Annotated in this window: 21 protein-coding genes and 1 pseudogene; 16 read left to right on the plus strand and 6 right to left on the minus strand. The window is 45.9% G+C overall.

What is annotated here, in order from left to right:
- The first annotated feature begins 6 nt into the window (after positions 1 to 6).
- Positions 7 to 1,416: an NADP-dependent phosphogluconate dehydrogenase gene (gndA, locus tag BV11031_RS06045; protein ID WP_010328332.1), complete on the plus strand. Its 1,410-nt coding sequence runs from the start codon at positions 7 to 9 to the stop codon at positions 1,414 to 1,416.
- Between the two features lie 108 nt (positions 1,417 to 1,524).
- Here gndA and zwf read toward each other — a convergent pair whose 3' ends face one another.
- The gene (gene zwf, locus BV11031_RS06050; RefSeq protein ID WP_010328333.1) at positions 1,525 to 2,994 is read right to left on the minus strand and encodes a glucose-6-phosphate dehydrogenase; all 1,470 of its coding nucleotides are present in this window, start codon (positions 2,992 to 2,994) and stop codon (positions 1,525 to 1,527) included.
- 224 nt (positions 2,995 to 3,218) lie between these two features.
- On the opposite strand from zwf, the gene rnz reads away from it, so the two are divergent.
- Complete coding sequence (gene rnz, locus BV11031_RS06055; RefSeq protein WP_010328334.1) at positions 3,219 to 4,142, plus strand: ribonuclease Z; 924 nt, start codon at positions 3,219 to 3,221, stop codon at positions 4,140 to 4,142.
- An 81-nt stretch (positions 4,143 to 4,223) separates the two neighbouring features.
- Complete coding sequence (rpmG, locus tag BV11031_RS06060; protein ID WP_003226511.1) at positions 4,224 to 4,373, plus strand: 50S ribosomal protein L33; 150 nt, start codon at positions 4,224 to 4,226, stop codon at positions 4,371 to 4,373.
- Between the two features lie 45 nt (positions 4,374 to 4,418).
- On the opposite strand, the gene BV11031_RS06065 is transcribed toward rpmG, so the two are convergent.
- Together BV11031_RS06065 and namA are read right to left on the minus strand one after the other, a co-directional pair.
- Positions 4,419 to 5,180: an alpha/beta fold hydrolase gene (locus tag BV11031_RS06065; RefSeq protein WP_010328335.1), complete on the minus strand. Its 762-nt coding sequence runs from the start codon at positions 5,178 to 5,180 to the stop codon at positions 4,419 to 4,421.
- A 110-nt stretch (positions 5,181 to 5,290) separates the two neighbouring features.
- The gene (namA, locus tag BV11031_RS06070) at positions 5,291 to 6,307 is read right to left on the minus strand and encodes an NADPH dehydrogenase NamA (RefSeq protein WP_010328336.1); all 1,017 of its coding nucleotides are present in this window, start codon (positions 6,305 to 6,307) and stop codon (positions 5,291 to 5,293) included.
- Between the two features lie 171 nt (positions 6,308 to 6,478).
- Here namA and BV11031_RS06075 point away from each other — a divergent pair, with 171 nt between their 5' ends.
- On the plus strand, positions 6,479 to 8,107 hold the full coding sequence (locus BV11031_RS06075; RefSeq protein WP_010328337.1) for a M20/M25/M40 family metallo-hydrolase: 1,629 nt from the start codon (positions 6,479 to 6,481) through the stop codon (positions 8,105 to 8,107).
- Positions 8,108 to 8,381: 274 nt separating this feature from the next.
- On the opposite strand, the gene proC is transcribed toward BV11031_RS06075, so the two are convergent.
- Positions 8,382 to 9,212, minus strand: coding sequence for a pyrroline-5-carboxylate reductase (gene proC / locus BV11031_RS06080; RefSeq protein WP_010328338.1), 831 nt, complete (start codon positions 9,210 to 9,212; stop codon positions 8,382 to 8,384).
- Positions 9,213 to 9,615: 403 nt separating this feature from the next.
- On the opposite strand from proC, the gene BV11031_RS06085 reads away from it, so the two are divergent.
- From BV11031_RS06085 to BV11031_RS06105, 5 genes are all read left to right on the plus strand, one after another.
- On the plus strand, positions 9,616 to 10,575 hold the full coding sequence (locus BV11031_RS06085; RefSeq protein ID WP_010328339.1) for an MBL fold metallo-hydrolase: 960 nt from the start codon (positions 9,616 to 9,618) through the stop codon (positions 10,573 to 10,575).
- A 5-nt stretch (positions 10,576 to 10,580) separates the two neighbouring features.
- A complete protein-coding gene (locus tag BV11031_RS06090) occupies positions 10,581 to 11,360 on the plus strand; it encodes an SDR family NAD(P)-dependent oxidoreductase (protein ID WP_010328340.1) in 780 nt (259 codons plus the stop codon).
- A gap of 76 nt (positions 11,361 to 11,436) precedes the next feature.
- Positions 11,437 to 12,771 carry a D-serine ammonia-lyase gene (dsdA, locus tag BV11031_RS06095; RefSeq protein ID WP_010328341.1) on the plus strand — a complete coding sequence of 445 codons (1,335 nt, stop codon included), beginning with the start codon at positions 11,437 to 11,439 and terminating at the stop codon, positions 12,769 to 12,771.
- A 71-nt stretch (positions 12,772 to 12,842) separates the two neighbouring features.
- Positions 12,843 to 13,802, plus strand: coding sequence for a type I pantothenate kinase (gene coaA, locus BV11031_RS06100; RefSeq protein ID WP_010328342.1), 960 nt, complete (start codon positions 12,843 to 12,845; stop codon positions 13,800 to 13,802).
- A gap of 4 nt (positions 13,803 to 13,806) precedes the next feature.
- Positions 13,807 to 14,199: a VOC family protein gene (locus tag BV11031_RS06105; RefSeq protein WP_010328343.1), complete on the plus strand. Its 393-nt coding sequence runs from the start codon at positions 13,807 to 13,809 to the stop codon at positions 14,197 to 14,199.
- Positions 14,200 to 14,372: 173 nt separating this feature from the next.
- Here BV11031_RS06105 and BV11031_RS06110 read toward each other — a convergent pair whose 3' ends face one another.
- A complete protein-coding gene (locus BV11031_RS06110; protein WP_129550702.1) occupies positions 14,373 to 15,605 on the minus strand; it encodes an MDR family MFS transporter in 1,233 nt (410 codons plus the stop codon).
- Between the two features lie 458 nt (positions 15,606 to 16,063).
- On the minus strand, positions 16,064 to 16,270 hold the full coding sequence (locus BV11031_RS06115) for a YqzH family protein (protein WP_010328593.1): 207 nt from the start codon (positions 16,268 to 16,270) through the stop codon (positions 16,064 to 16,066).
- A gap of 168 nt (positions 16,271 to 16,438) precedes the next feature.
- Here BV11031_RS06115 and BV11031_RS06120 point away from each other — a divergent pair, with 168 nt between their 5' ends.
- The 7 genes and pseudogenes from BV11031_RS06120 (at position 16,439) to BV11031_RS06150 (ending at position 20,579) form a co-directional block, all read left to right on the plus strand.
- Positions 16,439 to 17,677, plus strand: a complete 1,239-nt coding sequence (locus BV11031_RS06120; RefSeq protein ID WP_082246300.1) for a DNA polymerase IV — start codon at positions 16,439 to 16,441, stop codon at positions 17,675 to 17,677.
- On the plus strand, positions 17,674 to 18,012 hold the full coding sequence (locus BV11031_RS06125; RefSeq protein ID WP_010328591.1) for a YolD-like family protein: 339 nt from the start codon (positions 17,674 to 17,676) through the stop codon (positions 18,010 to 18,012). The genes BV11031_RS06120 and BV11031_RS06125 overlap by 4 nt, the downstream gene beginning before the upstream one ends.
- Before the next feature lie 144 nt (positions 18,013 to 18,156).
- Positions 18,157 to 18,627 carry a GNAT family N-acetyltransferase gene (locus BV11031_RS06130; protein ID WP_121642839.1) on the plus strand — a complete coding sequence of 157 codons (471 nt, stop codon included), beginning with the start codon at positions 18,157 to 18,159 and terminating at the stop codon, positions 18,625 to 18,627.
- A gap of 12 nt (positions 18,628 to 18,639) precedes the next feature.
- Positions 18,640 to 18,982 (plus strand): annotated as a pseudogene (locus BV11031_RS06135) (antibiotic biosynthesis monooxygenase family protein).
- On the plus strand, positions 18,975 to 20,006 hold the full coding sequence (locus BV11031_RS06140) for a bifunctional GNAT family N-acetyltransferase/GrpB family protein (protein ID WP_010328206.1): 1,032 nt from the start codon (positions 18,975 to 18,977) through the stop codon (positions 20,004 to 20,006). Before BV11031_RS06135 ends, BV11031_RS06140 begins: the two are co-directional and overlap by 8 nt.
- Positions 20,003 to 20,326, plus strand: coding sequence for an iron-sulfur cluster biosynthesis family protein (locus BV11031_RS06145; RefSeq protein WP_129550703.1), 324 nt, complete (start codon positions 20,003 to 20,005; stop codon positions 20,324 to 20,326). Before BV11031_RS06140 ends, BV11031_RS06145 begins: the two co-directional genes overlap by 4 nt.
- Before the next feature lie 13 nt (positions 20,327 to 20,339).
- On the plus strand, positions 20,340 to 20,579 hold the full coding sequence (locus BV11031_RS06150) for a YqkC family protein (protein ID WP_003236767.1): 240 nt from the start codon (positions 20,340 to 20,342) through the stop codon (positions 20,577 to 20,579).
- Positions 20,580 to 20,850: the final 271 nt, after the last annotated feature.

Genomic DNA, 20,850 nt, shown 5'->3' on the forward strand with positions numbered 1-20,850 from the left:
TAGAATATGTCAAAACAACAAATCGGCGTTATCGGACTTGCGGTCATGGGTAAAAATCTGGCTTTAAATATCGAAAGCCGGGGATTTTCTGTTTCTGTTTACAACAGATCAAGCAGTAAAACTGAGGAGTTTTTGCAGGAGGCAAAAGGAAAAAATGTTGTTGGCACATACAGCATTGAAGAGTTTGTACAATCCTTGGAAACACCGCGCAAAATCTTATTAATGGTGAAAGCGGGAACTGCAACAGATGCGACAATTCAATCTCTTCTTCCTCATCTAGAGAAGGATGATATTTTAATTGACGGCGGTAATACATATTATAAAGATACACAGCGCCGTAACAAAGAACTTGCAGAAAGCGGCATTCATTTTATCGGAACAGGCGTTTCTGGCGGTGAAGAAGGAGCGCTTAAAGGGCCTTCTATCATGCCTGGAGGACAAAAAGAAGCACATGAGCTTGTGAAGCCGATTCTTGAAGCGATTTCTGCAAAAGTTGACGGAGAACCTTGTACGACATATATCGGTCCAGACGGTGCCGGCCATTATGTGAAAATGGTGCATAACGGAATTGAATACGGAGATATGCAGCTGATCTCTGAATCTTACTTCATTTTGAAACAGGTGCTCGGCCTTTCAGCGGATGAGCTCCATGAAGTTTTCGCTGAGTGGAATAAAGGCGAGCTTGACAGCTACCTGATTGAGATTACGGCTGACATCTTTACGAAAAAAGACGAAGAGACAGGCAAACCGCTTGTTGATGTCATTCTCGATAAAGCAGGACAAAAAGGAACAGGAAAATGGACAAGCCAAAGCGCGCTTGACTTAGGTGTTCCGCTTCCGATTATTACTGAGTCTGTATTCGCGCGCTTTATCTCAGCTATGAAGGAAGAGCGTGTGAAAGCGAGCGGCCTTCTTTCAGGACCTGAAGTGAAGCCTGTTACAGACAATAAAGAAGAACTGATTGAAGCAGTCAGAAAAGCGCTGTTCATGAGTAAAATCTGTTCTTACGCGCAAGGATTTGCTCAAATGAAAGCAGCTTCTGAAGAATACAACTGGGATCTGAAATACGGCGAAATCGCTATGATCTTCCGCGGCGGCTGCATCATCCGCGCTGCATTCCTTCAGAAGATCAAAGAAGCTTACGATCGCGAACCTGAGCTCGATAACCTGCTTCTTGACAGCTACTTCAAAAATATTGTAGAAAGCTACCAAGGAGCGCTTCGCCAAGTGATTTCACTTGCAGTTGCCCAAGGTGTACCGGTGCCATCATTCTCAAGCGCATTAGCTTACTATGACAGCTACCGCACAGCTGTACTCCCTGCAAACTTAATTCAAGCGCAGCGTGACTACTTTGGCGCCCATACTTATGAGCGTACAGATAAAGAAGGTATTTTCCATACTGAATGGATGAAGTAATAGAAGACCCCGAAGCCCTTAGGGCTTCGGGGTTTTTTGTTATTGAATGAGCGTTGACAGCCGCAAAAAAGCCGAAAATGCGCTACAGCATTTTCGGCTTTTTCTGTATTATATATTCCACCAGTGCAAGCCGTCTTTCGCCAAAAGATCATCTGATTCTTTCGGTCCCATAGAGCCTGACTCATAGTTTGGAGATAGGGTCTTGTTTGCTGCCCATGTTTCAGAAATGGCATCGACAAAACTCCAAGACAAGGCAACTTCATCCCAGTGTGCAAAGTTTGTGGCATCGCCAAGAAGACAGTCGTGAATCAATTTTTCATATGCTTCAGGGGTGTTCATCTCATCATTGCAATTGCTGCAGTAATCCAGCTTGATTGGCTGCGCGTGTGCTGCTCCGCCAAGCTTTTTAGCATTCAAGTAAAGCGTAATGCCTTCGTCAGGCTGAATATGGATGACGAGCAAGTTCGGATTCATGTTGTTTTCATTGCCGTAGTACAGGTTCATCGGAATGTCCTTAAATTGAACGACGATTTTTGTGGACTTTTCTTTCATTCGTTTTCCGGTGCGGATATAGAATGGAACACCAGCCCATCTGAAGTTGTCGATCAAGAGCTTTCCTGAAACAAAGGTTTCTGTATTGGAGTCAGGAGCGACATTATCTTCATCCGTATAAGCGGGAACCGCCACACCGTCAATCTCACCGGCTTGATATTGCCCGCGCACAAAATACTCATCGACTTCGTCTTTTGCAATAGGGCGCAGTGCTCTCAGCACCTTCACCTTTTCGCTGCGGATTTCTTCTGTGTTCAATTTGATCGGCGGCTCCATTGCAAGAAGGGCAACCATCTGCATGATATGGTTTTGCACCATGTCGCGCAGAGCGCCTGATTTTTCGTAATATCTCGCCCGGTCTTCGACGCCGAGTGATTCACTTGATGTGATTTGAATATTTGAGATGTAGCGGTTTGTCCAAAGCGGTTCGAAAATCGCATTCGCAAACCGGATCACTTCAATGTTCTGAACCATTTGTTTGCCTAGGTAATGGTCAATTCTGTAAATTTGATCTTCAGTAAACGCTTCGCGGATTTCTTTGTTCAGCGCTTGTGCGCTTGGCAGATCATGGCCAAACGGCTTTTCAATGACCAGGCGGGACCAGCCTGTTGTTGCTGTCACACCTTCTGATTTTAATGTTTTTGCAATTGTCCCGAAGAATTCAGGAGCCATTGCCAAGTAGAACATTCTGTTGTTCGGAATTTGATATGTATCTTCCAGCTGGTTAAGCAATACGTTAAGCTCTTGATAAGAGCCAGGGTTTGTCACGTCGAACGGGTGATAGTAAAAATGAGACGTGAAATCATCTATATGTTTATCCGCAGATGAGGAAATGGATGTTTTAACAGTTTCGCGAAGATCCTCATTAGACCAAGGTCTTCTTCCAACTCCTACTACTGCAAACTCTTCTCCGATTTGTCCGTTTTGATATAAACGGTGGATAGACGGATACAGTTTTCGTTTTGCTAAATCTCCCGTTGCGCCGAATATGACAATTACTGCTTTTGGTTGTTGGTTTGTTTTCACTAAAAGTACCTCACTTTATTCGAAGCTTTATTTTAGTACACCCCGTATATTTCCTTCATTTTAAATCTAAAATTCAACGAAAGCAAACATTTAAGCCCTTTTTTTGCAGAATGCTTTAAAATATCTCTAGAACAAAAGGATTGTTCCTTTCAAGGGCAAGATTCACATTTTGCGCATGATCCTGTATTCTTGTAGGTAACTAGTTCTAGTAGGAGGAAGGAAATGTGGAATTACTTTTTTTAGGGACGGGAGCCGGCATTCCCGCTAAGGCGAGAAACGTAACGTCGGTCGCATTGAAAATGCTTGAAGAAAGGCGTTCGGTATGGCTGTTTGACTGCGGGGAAGCCACACAGCACCAAATTTTACATACTACGATTAAACCTCGAAAAATCGAAAAAATTTTCATTACCCATATGCACGGTGACCATGTATACGGGCTTCCGGGGCTTCTGGGGAGCCGTTCCTTTCAAGGCGGAGAAGACGAGCTGACGGTATATGGACCTAAAGGGATTAAGGCGTTTATTGAAACAAGCCTTGCCGTCACAAAAACCCATCTGACATATCCGCTTGTGATCCGGGAAATCGAGGAAGGGATCGTGTTTGAAGACGATCAGTTTGTAGTCACAGCGGTATCGGTTATTCACGGAGTGGAGGCCTTCGGATACCGCGTCCAGGAAAAAGACGTGCCAGGCTCCTTGAAGGCGGATGTATTAAAGGAAATGAACATCCCGCCCGGTCCTGTGTATCAAAAAATCAAAAATGGCGAAACGATAACACTAGAAGACGGGCGCACCATCAATGGGAATGATTTTCTGGAGCCTCCGAAGAAAGGGAGGGCTGTAGTCTTTTCCGGAGATACGAGAGTAAGTGACAAGCTAAAGGCGCTTGCACGGGATTGTGATGTGCTTGTTCATGAAGCGACCTTTGCTAAGGAAGATCGGAAGCTTGCTTATGATTATTTTCACAGTACAACGGAACAAGCGGCCATTACAGCGAAAGAAGCAGGGGCAAAGAAGCTCATTTTAACCCATATCAGCGCCAGATATCAGGGAGATTCCTCGCTGGAGCTTCAGAAAGAAGCGGCTGACGTTTTCCCGAACAGCGTGGCGGCGTATGATTTCTTAGAGGTACACGTCCCGCGGGGCTGATGCCAAGCGTTCTTATTTGACAATTTGTGATGATGTTGTATAATAAAACGTAATCATTACGCTTTATAAGGAGATGTTCATATGAGAGTCAATGTTACTTTAGCCTGTACTGAAACGGGAGACCGGAATTACATCACAACAAAAAACAAACGCACCAACCCAGACCGTTTAGAGCTGAAAAAATATTCACCGCGTTTAAAGAAATATACCCTTCATCGTGAAACAAAGTAATCATAAAAGAAGACCGGGCGTTACATACCCGGTCTTCTTTTTATGTTAATTGACTGCCTGAAAAAGCGGTACAGCCTGCTGGCATGCTGCACACCATACATCATAAATAGCCAAATGAACGATATGGGGTTCGTCATGATGGATGTTGTGTGAGCTGTTTTTCGCTTGAATCCAGCCGCTTTGATGAGATAGAGTCAATATGCTCCTATGCATGTTTAGCCAATCCTGTTCAGTAGTGAATTGCGTAGTCCGTTCGCCTGATGACAACACGAGGAGGGGCATGTTTTCCAAATGGACTTGCCGTTGTTTGAGAATCTGCAGGCTTCCTAAAAATTCTGCATGTGTGCCCTCAGTCATCATCTTGCTTGTATCTGCTTTGTGCATTTCTTCAGGAATAAAGGAGGAGTTTGCACAATCCCCTAAAGCTGGATCAAGGAGAACCATGCCGATAATATCGGGCTTGTTTTTGCAAGCCCACAATCCGGTGATGATAGCTCCGTATGAATGTGAAACAGCCAGATAAGGAGGTTTTACATCTGCTGCATGAAGCAAACTCTCCAATTCTTTTACCTTTTGGTCAGCTGTTCGCTTAGCGCTGCTTCGCCCGCTTTTTCCTATTCCCGCCCGATCATATGTAAAAATGCCAAATTCATCATCAATATCCGCTATTAATGGATTCCACGTCTCAGAAGACGTACCGTAGCCGGCCTCAAAGACAATCGTTACACCGCTTGATCCTCTTCGGAATTTTGTATGAAACGCGCATCCGTCAATTGTATATGTCTTTTCCATCCAAGCTGAGCTCATTGGAGTCATCTCCTCTAATTGGTTCTACTAGGGAGACGGAGAACCTGAGCTGATCGTTTCTCTAAAAAATAAAAAAAGAGATATCCGTTTGAGGATATCTCTTTTGGACATTACCAGCCTCTCTCATATTGAACAGGGGCCGGAATCTCTGTATTAAGCTGTTTCGCCGCTGTTCTTGCAAAGAAAGGATCTCGCAAAAGCTCTCTGCCGATAAAGATAAGGTCGGCACGCCCGTTTTGCAGAATTTCTTCAGCCATAGAACCGTCTGTAATCATGCCAACAGCACCAGTTGCCATGTCGGCCTGTTCACGGATTTTCTCAGCGAAGCTGACTTGATAGCCGGGGAATACGTTAATGTCAGCGTGAACAAGGGCGCCTGAGCTGCAGTCAATTAAGTCCACACCCTGTTCCTTCATCCATTTTGCAAACCCGATGTGATCGGCGATGTCTAAGCCTTTGTCTGTATAGTCAGAAGCGGATACACGGACAAATAAAGGGCCGTCCCATACTTGTTTGACTTCATCAATGATCTCTCTTAAGAAACGGTAACGGTTTTCTGGAGAGCCGCCGTATTCATCTGTTCGATGGTTGGAAAGCGGAGATAAAAATTCGTGAATGAGGTATCCGTGCGCCGCATGAATTTCAATCACATCGAAGCCGGCTTCTTTTGCGCGGACAGCCGCTTGTTTGAACTCCTGCACCGTTTCTTTTATTTTTTCTGCTGACATTTCTACAGGTGTTGCTGATTGTTCGTCAAACGCAATGGCCGATGGAGCGAAAATATCCCCTTCAAGCTCTGCTTTACGTCCGGCATGGGCAAGCTGAATGCCGATTTTTGATCCTTGTTCTTTGACTTGCTCAGTCAGTTTGGCAAAGCCTTCAATGTGGTCGTCGCTCCAAATCCCCAAGTCTTGGTCTGTGATCCGTCCTTGAGGGTTAACCGCTGATGCCTCCACAATAATCAGCCCAACCTGGCCAATTGCGCGCGATATGTAATGCGCCATGTGGAACGGCGTCAATTTTCCGTCCTTTTCATGAGAAGAATACATGCACATTGGCGACATGACGATGCGGTTTTTTAATGTCATATCTTTAATTGTTATCGGTGTGAATAATGTTCTGGCCATTTCTTTCGCCTCCCGTAAGGTTTTTAGAGGTTGATTATATCAAGTGATTTCTTTCCCGTCATATAAACTGCTCAAAAGATCCGTTTTGTTACATATTTCGGTATAATAGACAGGGAATCATCTTATTTTTCAGGCTAGAAGCGTTTTTATACAAAGGAGGGGCGGAGATCGATGAATTGGCAGACGAAAGACGAATTGCTGACCCTTTTAACTTCTCTTGTGCAATACGAAAGCATCACCGGTTCGAAGGGAGAGGCAGCACTTGCAGAATATCTTTATTTTATTTTGAAAGACAAGCCTTATTTTCAAACACATCCTGAGGATGTAACACTTCATCCGATGGATGACGGCAGATCCTTTCTAACGGCTCTTGTCAAAAAGAAGAATGTCAAAAAGACAGTGCTTTTGCTGAGCCATTTTGATGTCGTGGACATAGAGGACTACGGAGAGTTCAAGCATATGGCATGTAAGCCCGCTGAGCTTTTGAGCTCTTTTTTAGAGAAAAAAGAGCTCCTTCCGGAACATGTGCGAACAGACGCTGAAAGCGGCGACTGGCTGTTTGGAAGAGGGACGATGGATATGAAAGCGGGGCTCGCTGTTCAGCTGTCGATGCTGGAGCGGGCGATGGACGGCCAGTTTGAAGGAAATCTGCTGTTGATTACGGTTCCTGACGAGGAAGCAAATTCGAAAGGCATGATTGAAGCTGTTCCTGTACTGAAGGAAATGGAGAAAAAGCATGATATCACATTAACAGCTTGCCTGAATGCCGAACCGATGTTTGAAAAATTTCCCGGCGACCAGCAGCAATATTTTTACTCCGGAAGCATTGGCAAGGTACTTGCGGGGTTTTTCTGCAAGGGGATTGAAACTCATGTCGGAGAGCCGTTTTCAGGCGTAAACGCAAATTTAATGGTATCTGAGTTGAACCGCTTGCTTGAATTGAATGCTGATTATTGCGAGAAGGTTGAAGGTGAAGTCACTCCGCCGCCGGTAAATTTAATGCAAAAGGACTTGAAAGAGGCGTATTCTGTTCAGACACCACATACAGCTGTCACGTTATTTAATGTGCTGTCCATGAAACGATCGGCCAGTGAACTGCATCAGATGCTGCTGAAAACCGCGGAGCAGGCGGCGAGAGAAATCACCGCGAATATTCGGAAGAAAACACAGGATTTCCAGCAATTTGAGTCGTTTACTCCGGTGGAACGCACCGTCTCTGTTTTGACTTTTGATGAGCTGGTCACACGTGCGAAAAAGCGTGTCGGAAACTCGGAAACAGAGCGGGTGTTGAATTATGCCTTTGCCAACAGGGGAGATCTTGGGGACAGGGATTTTTCAACGAAAATGGTGTCTGAGCTTGCTTCGCTTTGTAAGGAAGATGCGCCGCTCATTGTTCTGTTCTACAGCCCGCCATTTTATCCTTCGGTTTCTTCAAAGGACGATCCATTGATCAGGAATACAGCTGATCAGCTTACCCATTATGCAGCTGACAGATTCGGCATTGCGTTGCGGGAGGTTCAGTATTTTCCCGGACTTTCAGACTTAAGCTATCTGCAGCTCGAAAAGCAGGAAGTTGACGCGTATACAAGCAATATGCCGCTCTTTAATAGGGGATATACACTGCCAAGCCGCAAAGATCAGGCATTATATGTCCCGGTTTTAAATGTCGGTCCGGCTGGAAAAGATCCGCACAAATGGACGGAAAGGCTGTATCTGCCTTATTCCTTTGAAGTGCTTCCAGATTTGCTTTCATTTACGATTTCCGCGCTATTACAACCATCAGAAGCTGCTCGCTTTTAGGGGAAATAAAAGACAGGAGGCTTTGAGCCTTCTGTCTCTCAGCGTGTCGACAACCCCTCGCATTCGTTGTCAGTCCTGCGCGTTGGTGCCCAGCTGAGAAAAGATGAGCGGCTAAAAGCTGAGCATTCTGCGAAAGTCTGCTTCGATGCTCGTCCTCTCTAGACTTCAAGGATTTTCAATCACGCTGAAAAGGTGAAAAATCCTAAAACGGAGGTCGTTTTAGGATTTTGTCAATAATCTGAGACAGGAAGATGTGATCCTCCTGTCTTTGTGCTTACTTCTCTATTGCAGCACCGGAAAACTGCTCTTTGATCTCTGCACTGCGTTTAGCGGTTTCTTCAATACAGTGAATAATCGCTTCTTCAAAGCGGGAGTCCTGTAAAGCGCGAAGGCCTGCTTCAGTTGTGCCTCCCGGACTTGTGATTTCCTTGCGCAGCATTGCGGGCTGTTTACCGCTTTTAAGGAGCATTTCTGTTGCCCCTGCCATAGTCTGCAAAATGAGAGCTTTTGCCGTTTCCTTATCCAAACCTACTTTTTGCGCCGCTTTTTCCATTGCCTCGATATAACGGTACACGTAGGCCGGCCCGCTGCCGGCGATCGCCGTGACAGCGTCAAGGTGCCGTTCCTCAACCAGTGTGGCATCCCCGACTGTTTCCAATAGCGTTTTTGCGGCAATGATATCGTCCTGGTTTGCTTCAGGGCTTACAGAAAATCCGGTTGCTGACTTTTGGATGGCTGCGGATGTATTAGGCATGACGCGAATGACCGCAAGCTTGCTGCCAAAATAGTGCTGAATGGTTTCGATGGTAAGGCCTGCAAGCACTGAAATCACGAGCTGGTCTTTGATATACGAGCGGATGCTGCCGATGCTTTCCGCCGCGTCCTTCGGTTTAAAAGCAAGGAAGAGAATATCGGTTTGAGCGAAAAACTCATTTTTATCCCTGCATGGACGCACGCCATACAATTCCTTTAATTCAGTCAGACGCTCGTCATTTGAGCGGTTTGTGATATAAATATGTTCTGGTTTTGTGATGCCGCTTTGCAAAATGCCTTTCATCATTGCTTCTGCCATGGACCCGGCGCCGACAAATCCTATCTTTTTCATTGATATCCTCCTTTTATCAGAACAACAAAAAACCTTTTCATCACGTAAAGGACGAAAAGGTTCGCGGTACCACCCTCATTAGCACAGATTGTGCTCAGCTCAAATCCCATAACGCGGGAAACGTTTAGGGTTGCCTAACCGCGACTTGAGGACAGGTTCTACAAACAAGCGGGCTGCAATACCTTTCAGCCGGGGGTATCGCTCTCTTTGGCTATTGCCTTGTATACGATTCCTCGTCATAGCGTTCCAATGGTTCTCGTTTTAGTTTGTTGTTCATTATGCAATGGCGGACAAGCTCATGTCAATAGCTTTTTCAAAAAGAGACGTTCTCATTCGGCAATAATGACACAAGACTAAGAAAAAGCTAAAATATGAATAATGAATGAAGACAAGGAGCAAAAGGATGACAACTCTAGATATCATTCCCATTCGCGTCCCGACGCCGTTTGCTGTCGGCGATGTTATCGTTTACCTCGTAAAAGGTGACGCGCTGACACTTATTGATGCCGGGCCGAATACAAAAGAGGCTGTGAGAGCGCTTCAAGCGCAACTTGCCGCTGTAAATGTGAAAATGTCAGATATTGAGCAGATTGTACTGACTCACCATCATGCTGATCATGCCGGCTTGCTTGATGTTTTTTCTAATGAAATCGAAGTGATTGGGCATCCGTTCAACGAACCTTATATCAGCCGAGATCAAGCTTTTATGGATTGGCAAAAATGCTTTTTTCAAAAGCTGCTGCCTGAATTAGGCGTCCCATTTGATGCGGAAAAGGCGGAAAAGCTGCTACGGTCGGCGTACGCCTTTTCTTGTACGAGATCCCTGACGAAAACAGTCAGAGAAGGGATGGGCATTGATGGGCTTGAGGGCTGGACTGTTTTGGAAATGCCAGGGCATGCCGAGTCGCATATCGTTCTTTTCCATGAAAAAAGCGGGAGAATGCTTGGTGGCGATCTTCTGCTGGCCAACAGCTCGTCTAATCCAATATTGGAAGCGCCGAAAACAGGGGACATAAGATCAAAGCCTTTAGTCGATTATCAGCGGTCCTTGCGAAGGCTGTCTGAACTTGATCCAACAATCGTTTTTCCCGGTCATGGCGAGACGATCACCAGCGTACAGGCGCTGATTGAGAAGCGTTTTGACAAGCAGAGGAACAGGACGGAGGATGTGCGGCGTATGCTGGACGAAAAGCCCATGACTGTTTTTCAGGTCTGTCAGCAGCTTTTTCCTGCTGTGTTTGAAAAGGAATTATTTTTAACGGTGTCAGAAACGGCAGGGCATCTGGATGTGTTGGCTGCAGAAGAATCCATCACGTCATATTGGGAAGGAAATACTGCATACTTTAGAACGATGAAGAGGTGAAAGGGATGAAGCAAATAGCGGGAAAGCGGATATGGATCACCGGCGCTTCAGGAGGGCTCGGTGAAAGAATCGCATACTTATGCGCGGCTGAAGGAGCCCATGTCTTGCTGTCGGCAAGACGCGAGGATCGTTTGATAGAAATCAAAAGGAAGATAACTGAAGAGTGGAGCGGACAGTGTGAGATTCTCCCTCTGGATGTCGGCCGCTTAGAGGATATCACCCGTGTGCGAGATCAAATTGGCTCGGTTGATGTACTGATCAACAATGCGGGATTCGGTATATTTGAAACGGTTTTAGACTCGACACTGGAGGATATGAAAGCGATGTTTGATGTGAATGTCTTCGGACTGATCGCCTGTACAAAAGCGGTGCTTCCGCAAATGCTTGAGCAAAACAAAGGCCATATCATCAATATCGCTTCCCAAGCGGGGAAAATTGCAACACCAAAGTCGAGCCTTTATTCCGCAACAAAACATGCCGTGCTCGGCTACTCAAACGCTTTGCGGATGGAGCTTTCGGAAACCGGCATTAATGTGACAACAGTCAATCCGGGACCGATTCAGACGGACTTTTTTTCCATTGCTGATAAAGGCGGGGACTATGTCAAAAATCTCGGCCGATGGATGCTTGACCCTGATGACGTGGCAGCTCAAATTACCGCTGCTATTTTTACGAACAAACGGGAGATTAATCTTCCGCGTTTAATGAATGCCGGCACCAAGCTGTATCAGCTGTTTCCTGCCCTTGTTGAAAAGCTGGCAGGACGTGTGCTTACGAAAAAATAACAGTGGAACTGCCTGGGGTGTGCTGGCTGTTGGTATATGCACAGGCCATTTTTTAGAGGAAGGGAGAAATCATTGGATGCCAATTCATCAAGAAGCCCTTCATGTTCTGTTTAAAGATCCGTTCATTCAGAAATTGATGGAGGCAGAGCCTGTATTCTGGGAAAATCCGGGCAAGAAAGAGAGCCCGTTATTGCATGCAGATGAGTGGGAAACTGAGATAGCGGAGGCGGAAAAAAGGCTGCGGCGATTTGCCCCTTATATTGCCGAGGTGTTTCCTGAGACGAAAGATGCCAAAGGAATGATCGAGTCTCGGCTTTTTGACATGTTGCATATGAAGAAACATCTCGAAGCGGCATATCAGCAGCCATTTCCGGGAAGATGGCTTCTAAAGTGCGACCATGAGCTCCCGATTTCAGGATCAATTAAAGCGCGGGGCGGGATTTATGAAGTATTAAAACATGCTGAAATGCTGGCGCTTCAAGAAGGACTGCTTCGGGAAACCGATGATTACCGCATCTTACAGGAAGAGCGGTTCGCCGCGTTTTTCTCCCGATATTCGATTGCTGTCGGATCGACAGGAAACCTTGGATTAAGCATCGGCATCATCGGTGTCGCACTTGGGTTTCGCGTGACAGTCCATATGTCCGCCGATGCTAAGCAGTGGAAAAAGGATCTGCTTCGCCAAAAGGGTGTTACTGTCATAGAATATGAATCTGATTACAGTGAAGCGGTGAAAGAAGGGAGACGGCAGGCGGCGCAAGATCCATTTTGTTATTTTATTGATGATGAACATTCCCGTCAGCTGTTTTTAGGATATGCTGTTGCCGCCAGCCGATTAAAAACACAGCTTGACTGTATAAATGTACAACCAAGTCTGGAGACCCCGCTGTTTGTGTACCTGCCGTGCGGTGTCGGCGGAGGGCCGGGCGGTGTGGCACTTGGGCTTAAGCTTTTATATGGCGACCATGTTCATGTGTTTTTCGCTGAACCGACTCATTCACCTTGTATGTTGTTGGGGCTTTATTCCGGCCTTCACGAGAAGATTTCTGTTCAAGATATCGGCCTCGATAATCGGACGGCTGCTGACGGGCTTGCTGTAGGGAGGCCGTCAGGATTTGTCGGACAGCTGATTGAACCGCTGCTGAGCGGCTGTTATACCGTAGAGGACGATACGCTTTATGCCTTGCTTCATCTGCTAGCTGTATCTGAAAATAACGATTTAGAGCCCTCTGCTCTTGCCGGCATGTTCGGGCCCGTTCAGCTTTTTTCGACAGAAGAAGGAAGGCGTTATAGCCAGAAATATAACATGGAACATGCTGTCCATGTCGTCTGGGGAACGGGAGGAAGCATGGTTCCAAAAGAAGAGATGTCCGCGTATAATCGAATCGGTGCGGATTTGCTGAAAAAATAAGCAGACAGTGAAAGGGTTTTCCGTTACAATCTTTGTAAGGGTTTTAACCTACAGAGAGTCAGGTGTAAACAGTGAAAAATAAAGAGCTTAACTTACATACATTATATACACAGCACAATCGTGAGTCTTGGTCTGGTTTTGGGGGACATTTGTCGATTGCTGTATCAGAAGAAGAGGCAAAAGCTGTGGAAGGGCTGAATGATTATTTATCTGTTGAAGAAGTGGAAACGATTTATATCCCGCTTGTTCGCCTCCTTCATTTGCATGTTGAGTCTGCCGCTAAACGCAATCAGCATGTCAATGTTTTTTTGAAGCATCCTCATTCAGCCAAAATTCCGTTTATGATCGGCATTGCCGGCAGTGTGGCAGTCGGAAAAAGCACGACGGCGCGAATTTTGCAGAAGCTTCTTTCGCGTTTGCCGGGAAGCCCTAAAGTGAGCCTTATCACGACAGATGGTTTTTTATTTCCTACAGCCGAGCTGAAGAAGCGAAATATGCTGTCACGAAAAGGGTTTCCTGAGAGCTATGACGTAAAGGCGCTGCTCGAATTTTTGAATGACTTAAAATCAGGAAAAGACAGCGTAAAGGCTCCGGTGTATTCCCATCTCACCTATGACCGGGAAGAAGGCGTGTTCGAGGTTGTGGAACAGGCCGATATTGTGATTATTGAAGGGATTAATGTTCTTCAGTCGCCCACCTTGGAGGATGACCGGGAAGATCCGCGTATTTTTGTCTCCGATTTCTTTGATTTTTCGATTTATGTGGACGCGGACGAAAGCCGGATTTTCACATGGTATTTAGAACGTTTTCGTCTGCTTCGGGAAACTGCGTTTCAAAATCCCGATTCTTATTTTCATAAATTTAAAGACTTGTCTGATCAAGAGGCTGACGAGATGGCAGCCTCGATTTGGGAGAGTGTTAACCGGCCGAACTTATATGAAAATATCTTGCCGACTAAATTCAGGTCGGATCTCATTTTGCGTAAGGGAGACGGGCATAAGGTTGAAGAAGTGCTGGTAAGGCGGGTGTGATATCGTGCATCATATCGAACTGTATGTCTCTGATTTGGAAGCCTCTAGGCGATTTTGGGGATGGTTCCTAACCGAAATTGGCTATAAAGAGTATCAAAAATGGAGCTCAGGCATCAGCTGGAAGAAAGATCGTTTTTACCTTGTGATTGTGCAGGCGAAAGAGCCATTTCTAGAGCCGGAATACCACAGGTGCCGCGTCGGGCTGAACCATCTCGCATTTCATGCTGAATCCAAGCTGCAAGTCGACCTGATGACCGAAAAACTGGCGGCAAAAGGCTATCGTGTGTTGTACCGAGACCGGCATCCTTTTGCCGGAGGAGACGGGCATTATGCAGTTTATTGTGAGGATCCGGACAGGATTAAGGTAGAGCTCGTTGCCCCAAGCGGTCAATCATAGGGTGTTAAGCTTTTTCTCAATGCGGTCAAGCTGCGCTTTTCGGTTCTTCGCATACTTGAAGCTTATAACCTGCAAACATAATAAATACGAAAAGATGAACATCAAATGGCCTATATGCATGTTCATCACTTCATCGTTGCGGGAGAGATTGGTTTTCTCCCGCGTTTTTTTAGTTAAAGCGGCTTTTCCAGGCCGGAACGGTGTTTTGTGATTTCCGTTTTCATCTGCCGATAGGCGAACGCTAAAAATGGCAGGCCGAGCAGGGTAATGCCGCTCAAGACAGAAAAAATAAAAATCGGCCGTCCGGCGCCAAACAGATCTATACACAACCCTCCAATCCAGGGGCCAATAACGTTTCCGAGCTGTGAAAAACCGATTGCCCCGAAATAAGTGCCTTTTAATCCTGGTTTTGCAATCTGGTCTACAAACAAGTCCATCATAGAGAATAGAAGCACTTCACCAATTGTAAATGTGACCACAATCATCACTAGTGAGGAAACACCGTGTGATATGGTGAAAATGGCCATGCTGATACTCACCATCACATTACCGAGCATCAGGGAGCAAAGCGGCGAAAAACGCTTTGCAAAATGGACGATGGGAAATTGCGTCGCCAGCACAACGATTGCGTTTAACGTGAGCATCACCCCATACAGCTTCGTTCCATTGCTGATCAAGGGGTTCTGCGCCATATACCGCGGGAATGTGGAACTGAATTGTGAGTAGCCGAAGGTGCATAGCGTAATGCCAACCAAAGCAATTGTAAAAAGATGATCTTTTTGCGTCACCATAAACGCTTCCCGCACGCTCATATGCCGGGATTGGCCTAATGCTGACGAGGATGGATGTTTTTTAAATTGGACAGCAAGTATAAGGCCGTATAATCCGTAAATCACTGCGGGGACCAAAAAGGGTCCGGTCGATTGCGATGAGCCGAAATACAGGCCGAGCACCGGTCCGAAGACCACGCCGATATTAATAGCCGCATAGCGTAAATTAAAAACAAGCAATCTCGTTTTTTCTTCTGTCATATCAGACAGCAAAGCCTTTGAAGCGGGCTCGAACAGTGATTTGCAAAGACCGTTTAATGCGTTTACCACAAAAAACATCCAGAGATGAGATGCCGCCGCGAACCCTGCAAATACCAGCATCCAGCCGAAAATGGACACGAGCATCATGTTTTTTCTGCCGAATTTGTCCGAGATATATCCGCCGTAAAAGCTCGCAAGGATGCCCACTGATGAGCTTGCGGCGATAACAAGTCCGGCATAAGAAGCTGATGTGCCTTGGACGGCTGTTAAATAAATCGCTAAAAAAGGAATGCTCATCGATGTTGCCATTCGGCCGAAAATGGTTCCGATGATAATTGTCCAGCTGATGGGGTGGATATCTTTCCATTTCTTCATGAATCGTATTCTCTCCTGTATGTAAGATCATTTTCTATCATATATGAAAAAATTTCCTTATCCAATGGAACATTCAAAATATTTTCTTTTTCATATGAAAACATATCTTATCGCTGTCGGAGTGTACATCGTTGAAGTGGCGGCTGAAGCGTTGAGAAGGAACATGCCAATATATCCGATGCTTAGTTATGGTAGTGAAAGCACATTATGTAATGTAATTGATGCTGCAATACGTGAGCATTTCAAAGCTTAGGCAGGCTGTGGAACTAAACGGGTGTCTGGTTAATAGGAAAGGCGATGGCGTTGATGCAGGTGACACTGGATAGACCCTTTCTCCGTGATGGCAAAACGATTGTTTGTTATCACGGCGGTGTTTTCAAAGAAAAGCCGCATAGCGGCTGAAAGAGCGGATAGTCCAATTCGGGGCGCTGTGCACCTCTGTTTCTTTTCGCCCATGGTTAAGAGAACAGCCCTTGGTTTGTGACATAGTCATAAATGATATCTTCTATATGCGCATGCAGATCCTCATCGGGCTCTTCATTCTGTCTCTCTTCCAAGGCTGCTTTCAGGCTTTGTTTTTCATACGGGCTTAATGGATCTATGGCAACATTTCGGCCGTATTGGCGCAGTGCCTGTCCCATCATTTTCTCGACAAATTTCTCCATTATGACTCTCCTATCTTTATGCTTCGCTTTTATTCTACTAAATGTTTTTCTTCTCTCACACCCTTGGATCATATTTTCTGTCAGACAAGAATCATTTACCAGTATAAACCGAACGTACTTTCGCATATAATAGAAAAACGAACATAAGTTCTTTTTTTAGAGGTGTGTATGATGAAAGAAAAAGTGATTTTTCTCGTTGACATGCAATCGTTTTATGCATCTGTAGAGAAAGCGGAAAATCCACATTTGAAAAATAGGCCCGTCATTGTGTCGGGTGATCCCGAAAAAAGGGGAGGAGTCGTATTGGCTGCCTGCCCGCTGGCAAAACAAACGGGGGTCGCGAATGCATCGCGTTTGTGGGAGGCGCAGGAAAAGTGCCCTGAAGCTATTGTGCTCCGGCCCCGTATGCAGCGGTATATTGATGTATCACTCCAAATTACGGCGATTCTAGAGGAATATACAGACCTTGTGGAACCGTATTCCATTGATGAGCAATTCATGGACATTACAGGCAGCCAGAAGCTGTTTGGGGCGCCGGAGGAGATCGCGAAAAGCATTCAGGGCAGAATCATGCGGGAGATCGGCGTTTATGCGCGGGTCGGAATCGGCTCTAATAAAGCGCTGGCCAAAATCGCGTGCGACAATTTTGCCAAAAAGAATAAGAACGGTATTTTTACCTTAACGAAAGAAAATATGAAAACCGACATGTGGCCGCTTCCGGTGGGCAGCATGTTTGGCGTTGGGAGCCGAATGAAGCATCACTTAAACCGGATGGGCATCAGCACGATCGGCGGGCTCGCGTCTTTTCCGCTCGAACTTTTAAAAAAGAAATGGGGCATTAACGGCCACGTGCTGTGGATGACAGCGAACGGGATCGACTATTCTCCTGTGTCAACTTCATCTCTGGACGGGCAAAAGGCGATAGGCCATGGAATGACTCTCCCGAGAGACTACGAACACTTTGACAAAGAAATCAAGGTCGTGCTGCTGGAACTGAGTGAAGAAGTGTGCAGGCGAAGCCGAAACGCCGGGGCAATGGGGCAGACGGTGTCAGTAAGCTGCCGGGGTGCTGATTTTGATTGGCCGACGGGCTTCAACCGGCAAGTGAAGCTGGCGGAGCCGACAAATTCTACCCAGGATGTATATGAGGCCGTATGCCGGCTGTTTCTTACGTTTTGGGACGGGAAGCCTGTCCGCCGCCTCGGGGTCAATTTGTCTCAGCTCTCCTCTGATGACATATGGCAGCTCAATTTATTTCAGGATGATGCAAAGAAAATGAGCCTTGGCTATGTGATGGATGGCATTAAAAGCCGGTTCGGCGATACAGCCATCATCAGGGCGGCGTCACTGACAGCGGCAGGCCAGGCATTTGAACGCGCGGCTAAAATAGGAGGGCATTATAAATGAACGACCATTTAAAAAGAGGCAACATGCTGTGGGAAGGGAGCAGGATGTTTCTGCCGGAACATAAACAAAGCCTGCTTGAGAGAAAGCGCCATAAACAAAAGCTGCAAAAGCCGATCCTTGATTCTGATAAGCTGGAGGAAATGAATCAAACGCTTTGCGCCGCGATGGAGTTTGCTCAGAATGTCACTGTCAGCTGCTTCCAGGACGGTGAAATCGTCCGCCGCACCGGGAAAATCTGCCGGTATGAAGAGTTTGAAAAAACAGTATGGGTAAAAGCAGACGAGGATCAGATTTATAAGCTGAAACTTGATCAGGTGCTTGATATTGTGCTGTAAAGTTTCTCCCCCCTGCACTGGGGGGAGAAATATGTTGCAGAAAAGAAGGCATTTACAATTCCAGTCAGGCAAAATATAATTTTTATATTGCAGAAAAAAAGAGCTGACATTCGTTTTGCCAGACGGAGGGAGATCAAATCGTAAATGGATATTCGAACAATTACGTCTTCAGATTATGAAATGGTAACGTCTGTAATGAATGAATGGTGGGGCGGCCGGCAGCTGAAAGAAAAATTGCCGAGACTATTTTTTGAGCATTTTCAGGACACAAGCTTTATTACATCTGAACAGAACAGTATGACAGGATTTTTAATCGGGTTTCAATCGCAATCGGATCCTGAAACGGCATACATCCATTTCTCCGGTGTGCACCCTGATTTCAGAAAAATGCAAATAGGGAAACAATTATATGATGTCTTTATTGAAACGGTAAAACAAAGAGGCTGCACCCGGATCAAGTGCGTCACTTCACCGGTGAATAAGGTATCAATCGCGTATCACACAAAGTTGGGCTTTGACATTGAAAAGGGCACCAAAACGGTAAATGGCGTTTCAGTGTTTGCAAACTACGATGGCCCGGGCCAAGACAAGGTCCTGTTTGTCAAAAACATATGAGGGGGAAATAGGATGGATTTTTTATCAAAAACCCCTGAGCCTCCTTATTATGCTGTCGTTTTTTCGTCTGTCAAAAGCGAAAGTGACACAGAATATGCGGAAACAGCAGAGCGGATGGTATCGCTGGCGGCGGATCAGCCCGGATTTTTAGGCGTCGAAAGCGTTCGGGAAGCGAATGGAAGGGGCATAACGGTTTCCTATTGGGACAGTATGGACGCCATAAATCGCTGGAAGCATCACACTGAACATCAAGCGGCAAAAGAAAAAGGAAAGAGCGTTTGGTACGCGTCGTATGCAGTCCGCGTCGCAAAGGTTGAGAGGCAGCGGCTATTTTCAGGAGAACAGAAATGATTGAATTTCTTCAGCATAAGAAAGACAGCGCAGCGCGTGAGATTATTGCCGTACAGCAGCCCGCCTACATCAAAGAAGCGGAGCTAATCGGTTTTGGCGGTATTCCCGCCTTACAAGAGAAGGTCAAGGATATTCAAGCATCTCATGAACAGTTTGCGGGATATCGGAAAGACAGCAAACTGATCGGCGTCATTTCATATGAGAAAAACATGCATCATCTCACCATTTGCAGGCTGGTTGTGCATCCCGGCAGTTTCAGAAACGGGATTGGACGAGCACTTCTGCGATTTGTCATCGAGCAAAACGAAGACGCTGAGCTGATTGAAGTGGCAACAGCCGAGAACAATACACCGGCCGTGTCACTGTACACAAAGGCAGGGTTTCAAAAGATTGAAACGGTGAGAGCAGCGGAGGGTCTGGTGCTGTCGGTCTTTCATTTGTATCCGAAAAGAAAAGTTGAAGTGGTTCTCTACAATGAAAAATGGGCGGAACTTTTCAGTGAAGAAAAAGAACGGCTGAAGCTTGTGTTCGGACCTGAGATCATCGGTGTTCATCATATCGGAAGCACATCGATCCCGAACATGGCGGCAAAGCCAATCATTGATATTCTGATTGAAGTAAGATGTATTGAAGCTGTAAGCCAATATGATACACAAATGAAGGCTATCGGCTATACACCGAAAGGAGAAAACGGCATAGCTGGCAGGCGTTATTTCCAAAAGGGCGGAAATAAACGCACCCACCACGTCCATATATATGAAAAGGGAAACCCTGCTGTTGAAAGGCATATGCTGTTCAGAGATTATCTCAGAGCCCATCCAAAAATAGCGGCCGAATACGCTGTTCTCAAAAAACGACTGGCGGCCCATTATCCGGATCGTATCGATCAGTACATACAAGAGAAACATGATTGGATGAAGGCTGCAGAAGAACATGCGAAGCGATGGAAAGAAGGCAGAAACAATGCGGATGGAAGCGTTGTATGCTACAATAGCGAAAATGATGGAAACGGGGGTCTCACCTTATGAACATACATGTGACAGATGCAGCGAAACAGACACTGCAGCAGGCGTTTGACGCCAACCCAGGGAAAAAAGCCCAGCTTCGTTACGATGCAGAAGGATGCGGCTGCGCGGTAAGCGGTGTACCGACAATTTGGCTGGCAAACGAATTAACGGGACAGTGCGAGCAGCTGGAAACGAACGGCATCCCGCTTTATATCCAATCGTCGCAAAAAGTGTTTTTTGACGATCAAATGACGATCGATTACAATGAAAAAGCCAAAACACTGGCGCTGAAAAGCCCGGCTGAAATGCTCAGCCCCAGAATGAGCATATTAGTAAAGTAGGGAGACACGAAACGTGGAACAAAAGCTGAAGTCAATGAAGAACACAGCACAGAATAAAACGTGGGTATCCTTCCTGAACCAAAACCATCCCTATACCTTGCTCCACTGGTCAATTGGAGGAGCAGAGTCAATCAAGAAAGATGTTTGGCTGCTGCAGGATGAAATGACCTTCGAAACGCAGGAGTTTACAACAATAGATCTTGCAATTGAATGGATCAGAGAAAATATGGATGGCATTACCGACGTTTTATGAAATGGAAAAGCGAAAGAGCCGAAGAGGCCTTTCGCTTTTTATTATGGAAAAGAAAAACCTAAGGTTCCAAGACGCTTCCAAAGTGGTATATTCCGCTGAGGTGCCAACATCAATCGTTTTAGCACAAGCAACTTGGGAGTAGAGTTGTGGAAAAGAGATGCGAGATGATCGAAGAAACAGCGTGAAAAGTCCTCCGTTAATAAACGCGCAATACAAAGTATGGGAGTCCCATAAAAAACGGAGATGGTTTGACGTCAAAAACAGGGGTTGA

Source organism: Bacillus vallismortis (genome assembly GCF_004116955.1).
In the GTDB taxonomy this organism is placed as follows: Bacteria; Bacillota; Bacilli; order Bacillales; family Bacillaceae; genus Bacillus; species Bacillus vallismortis.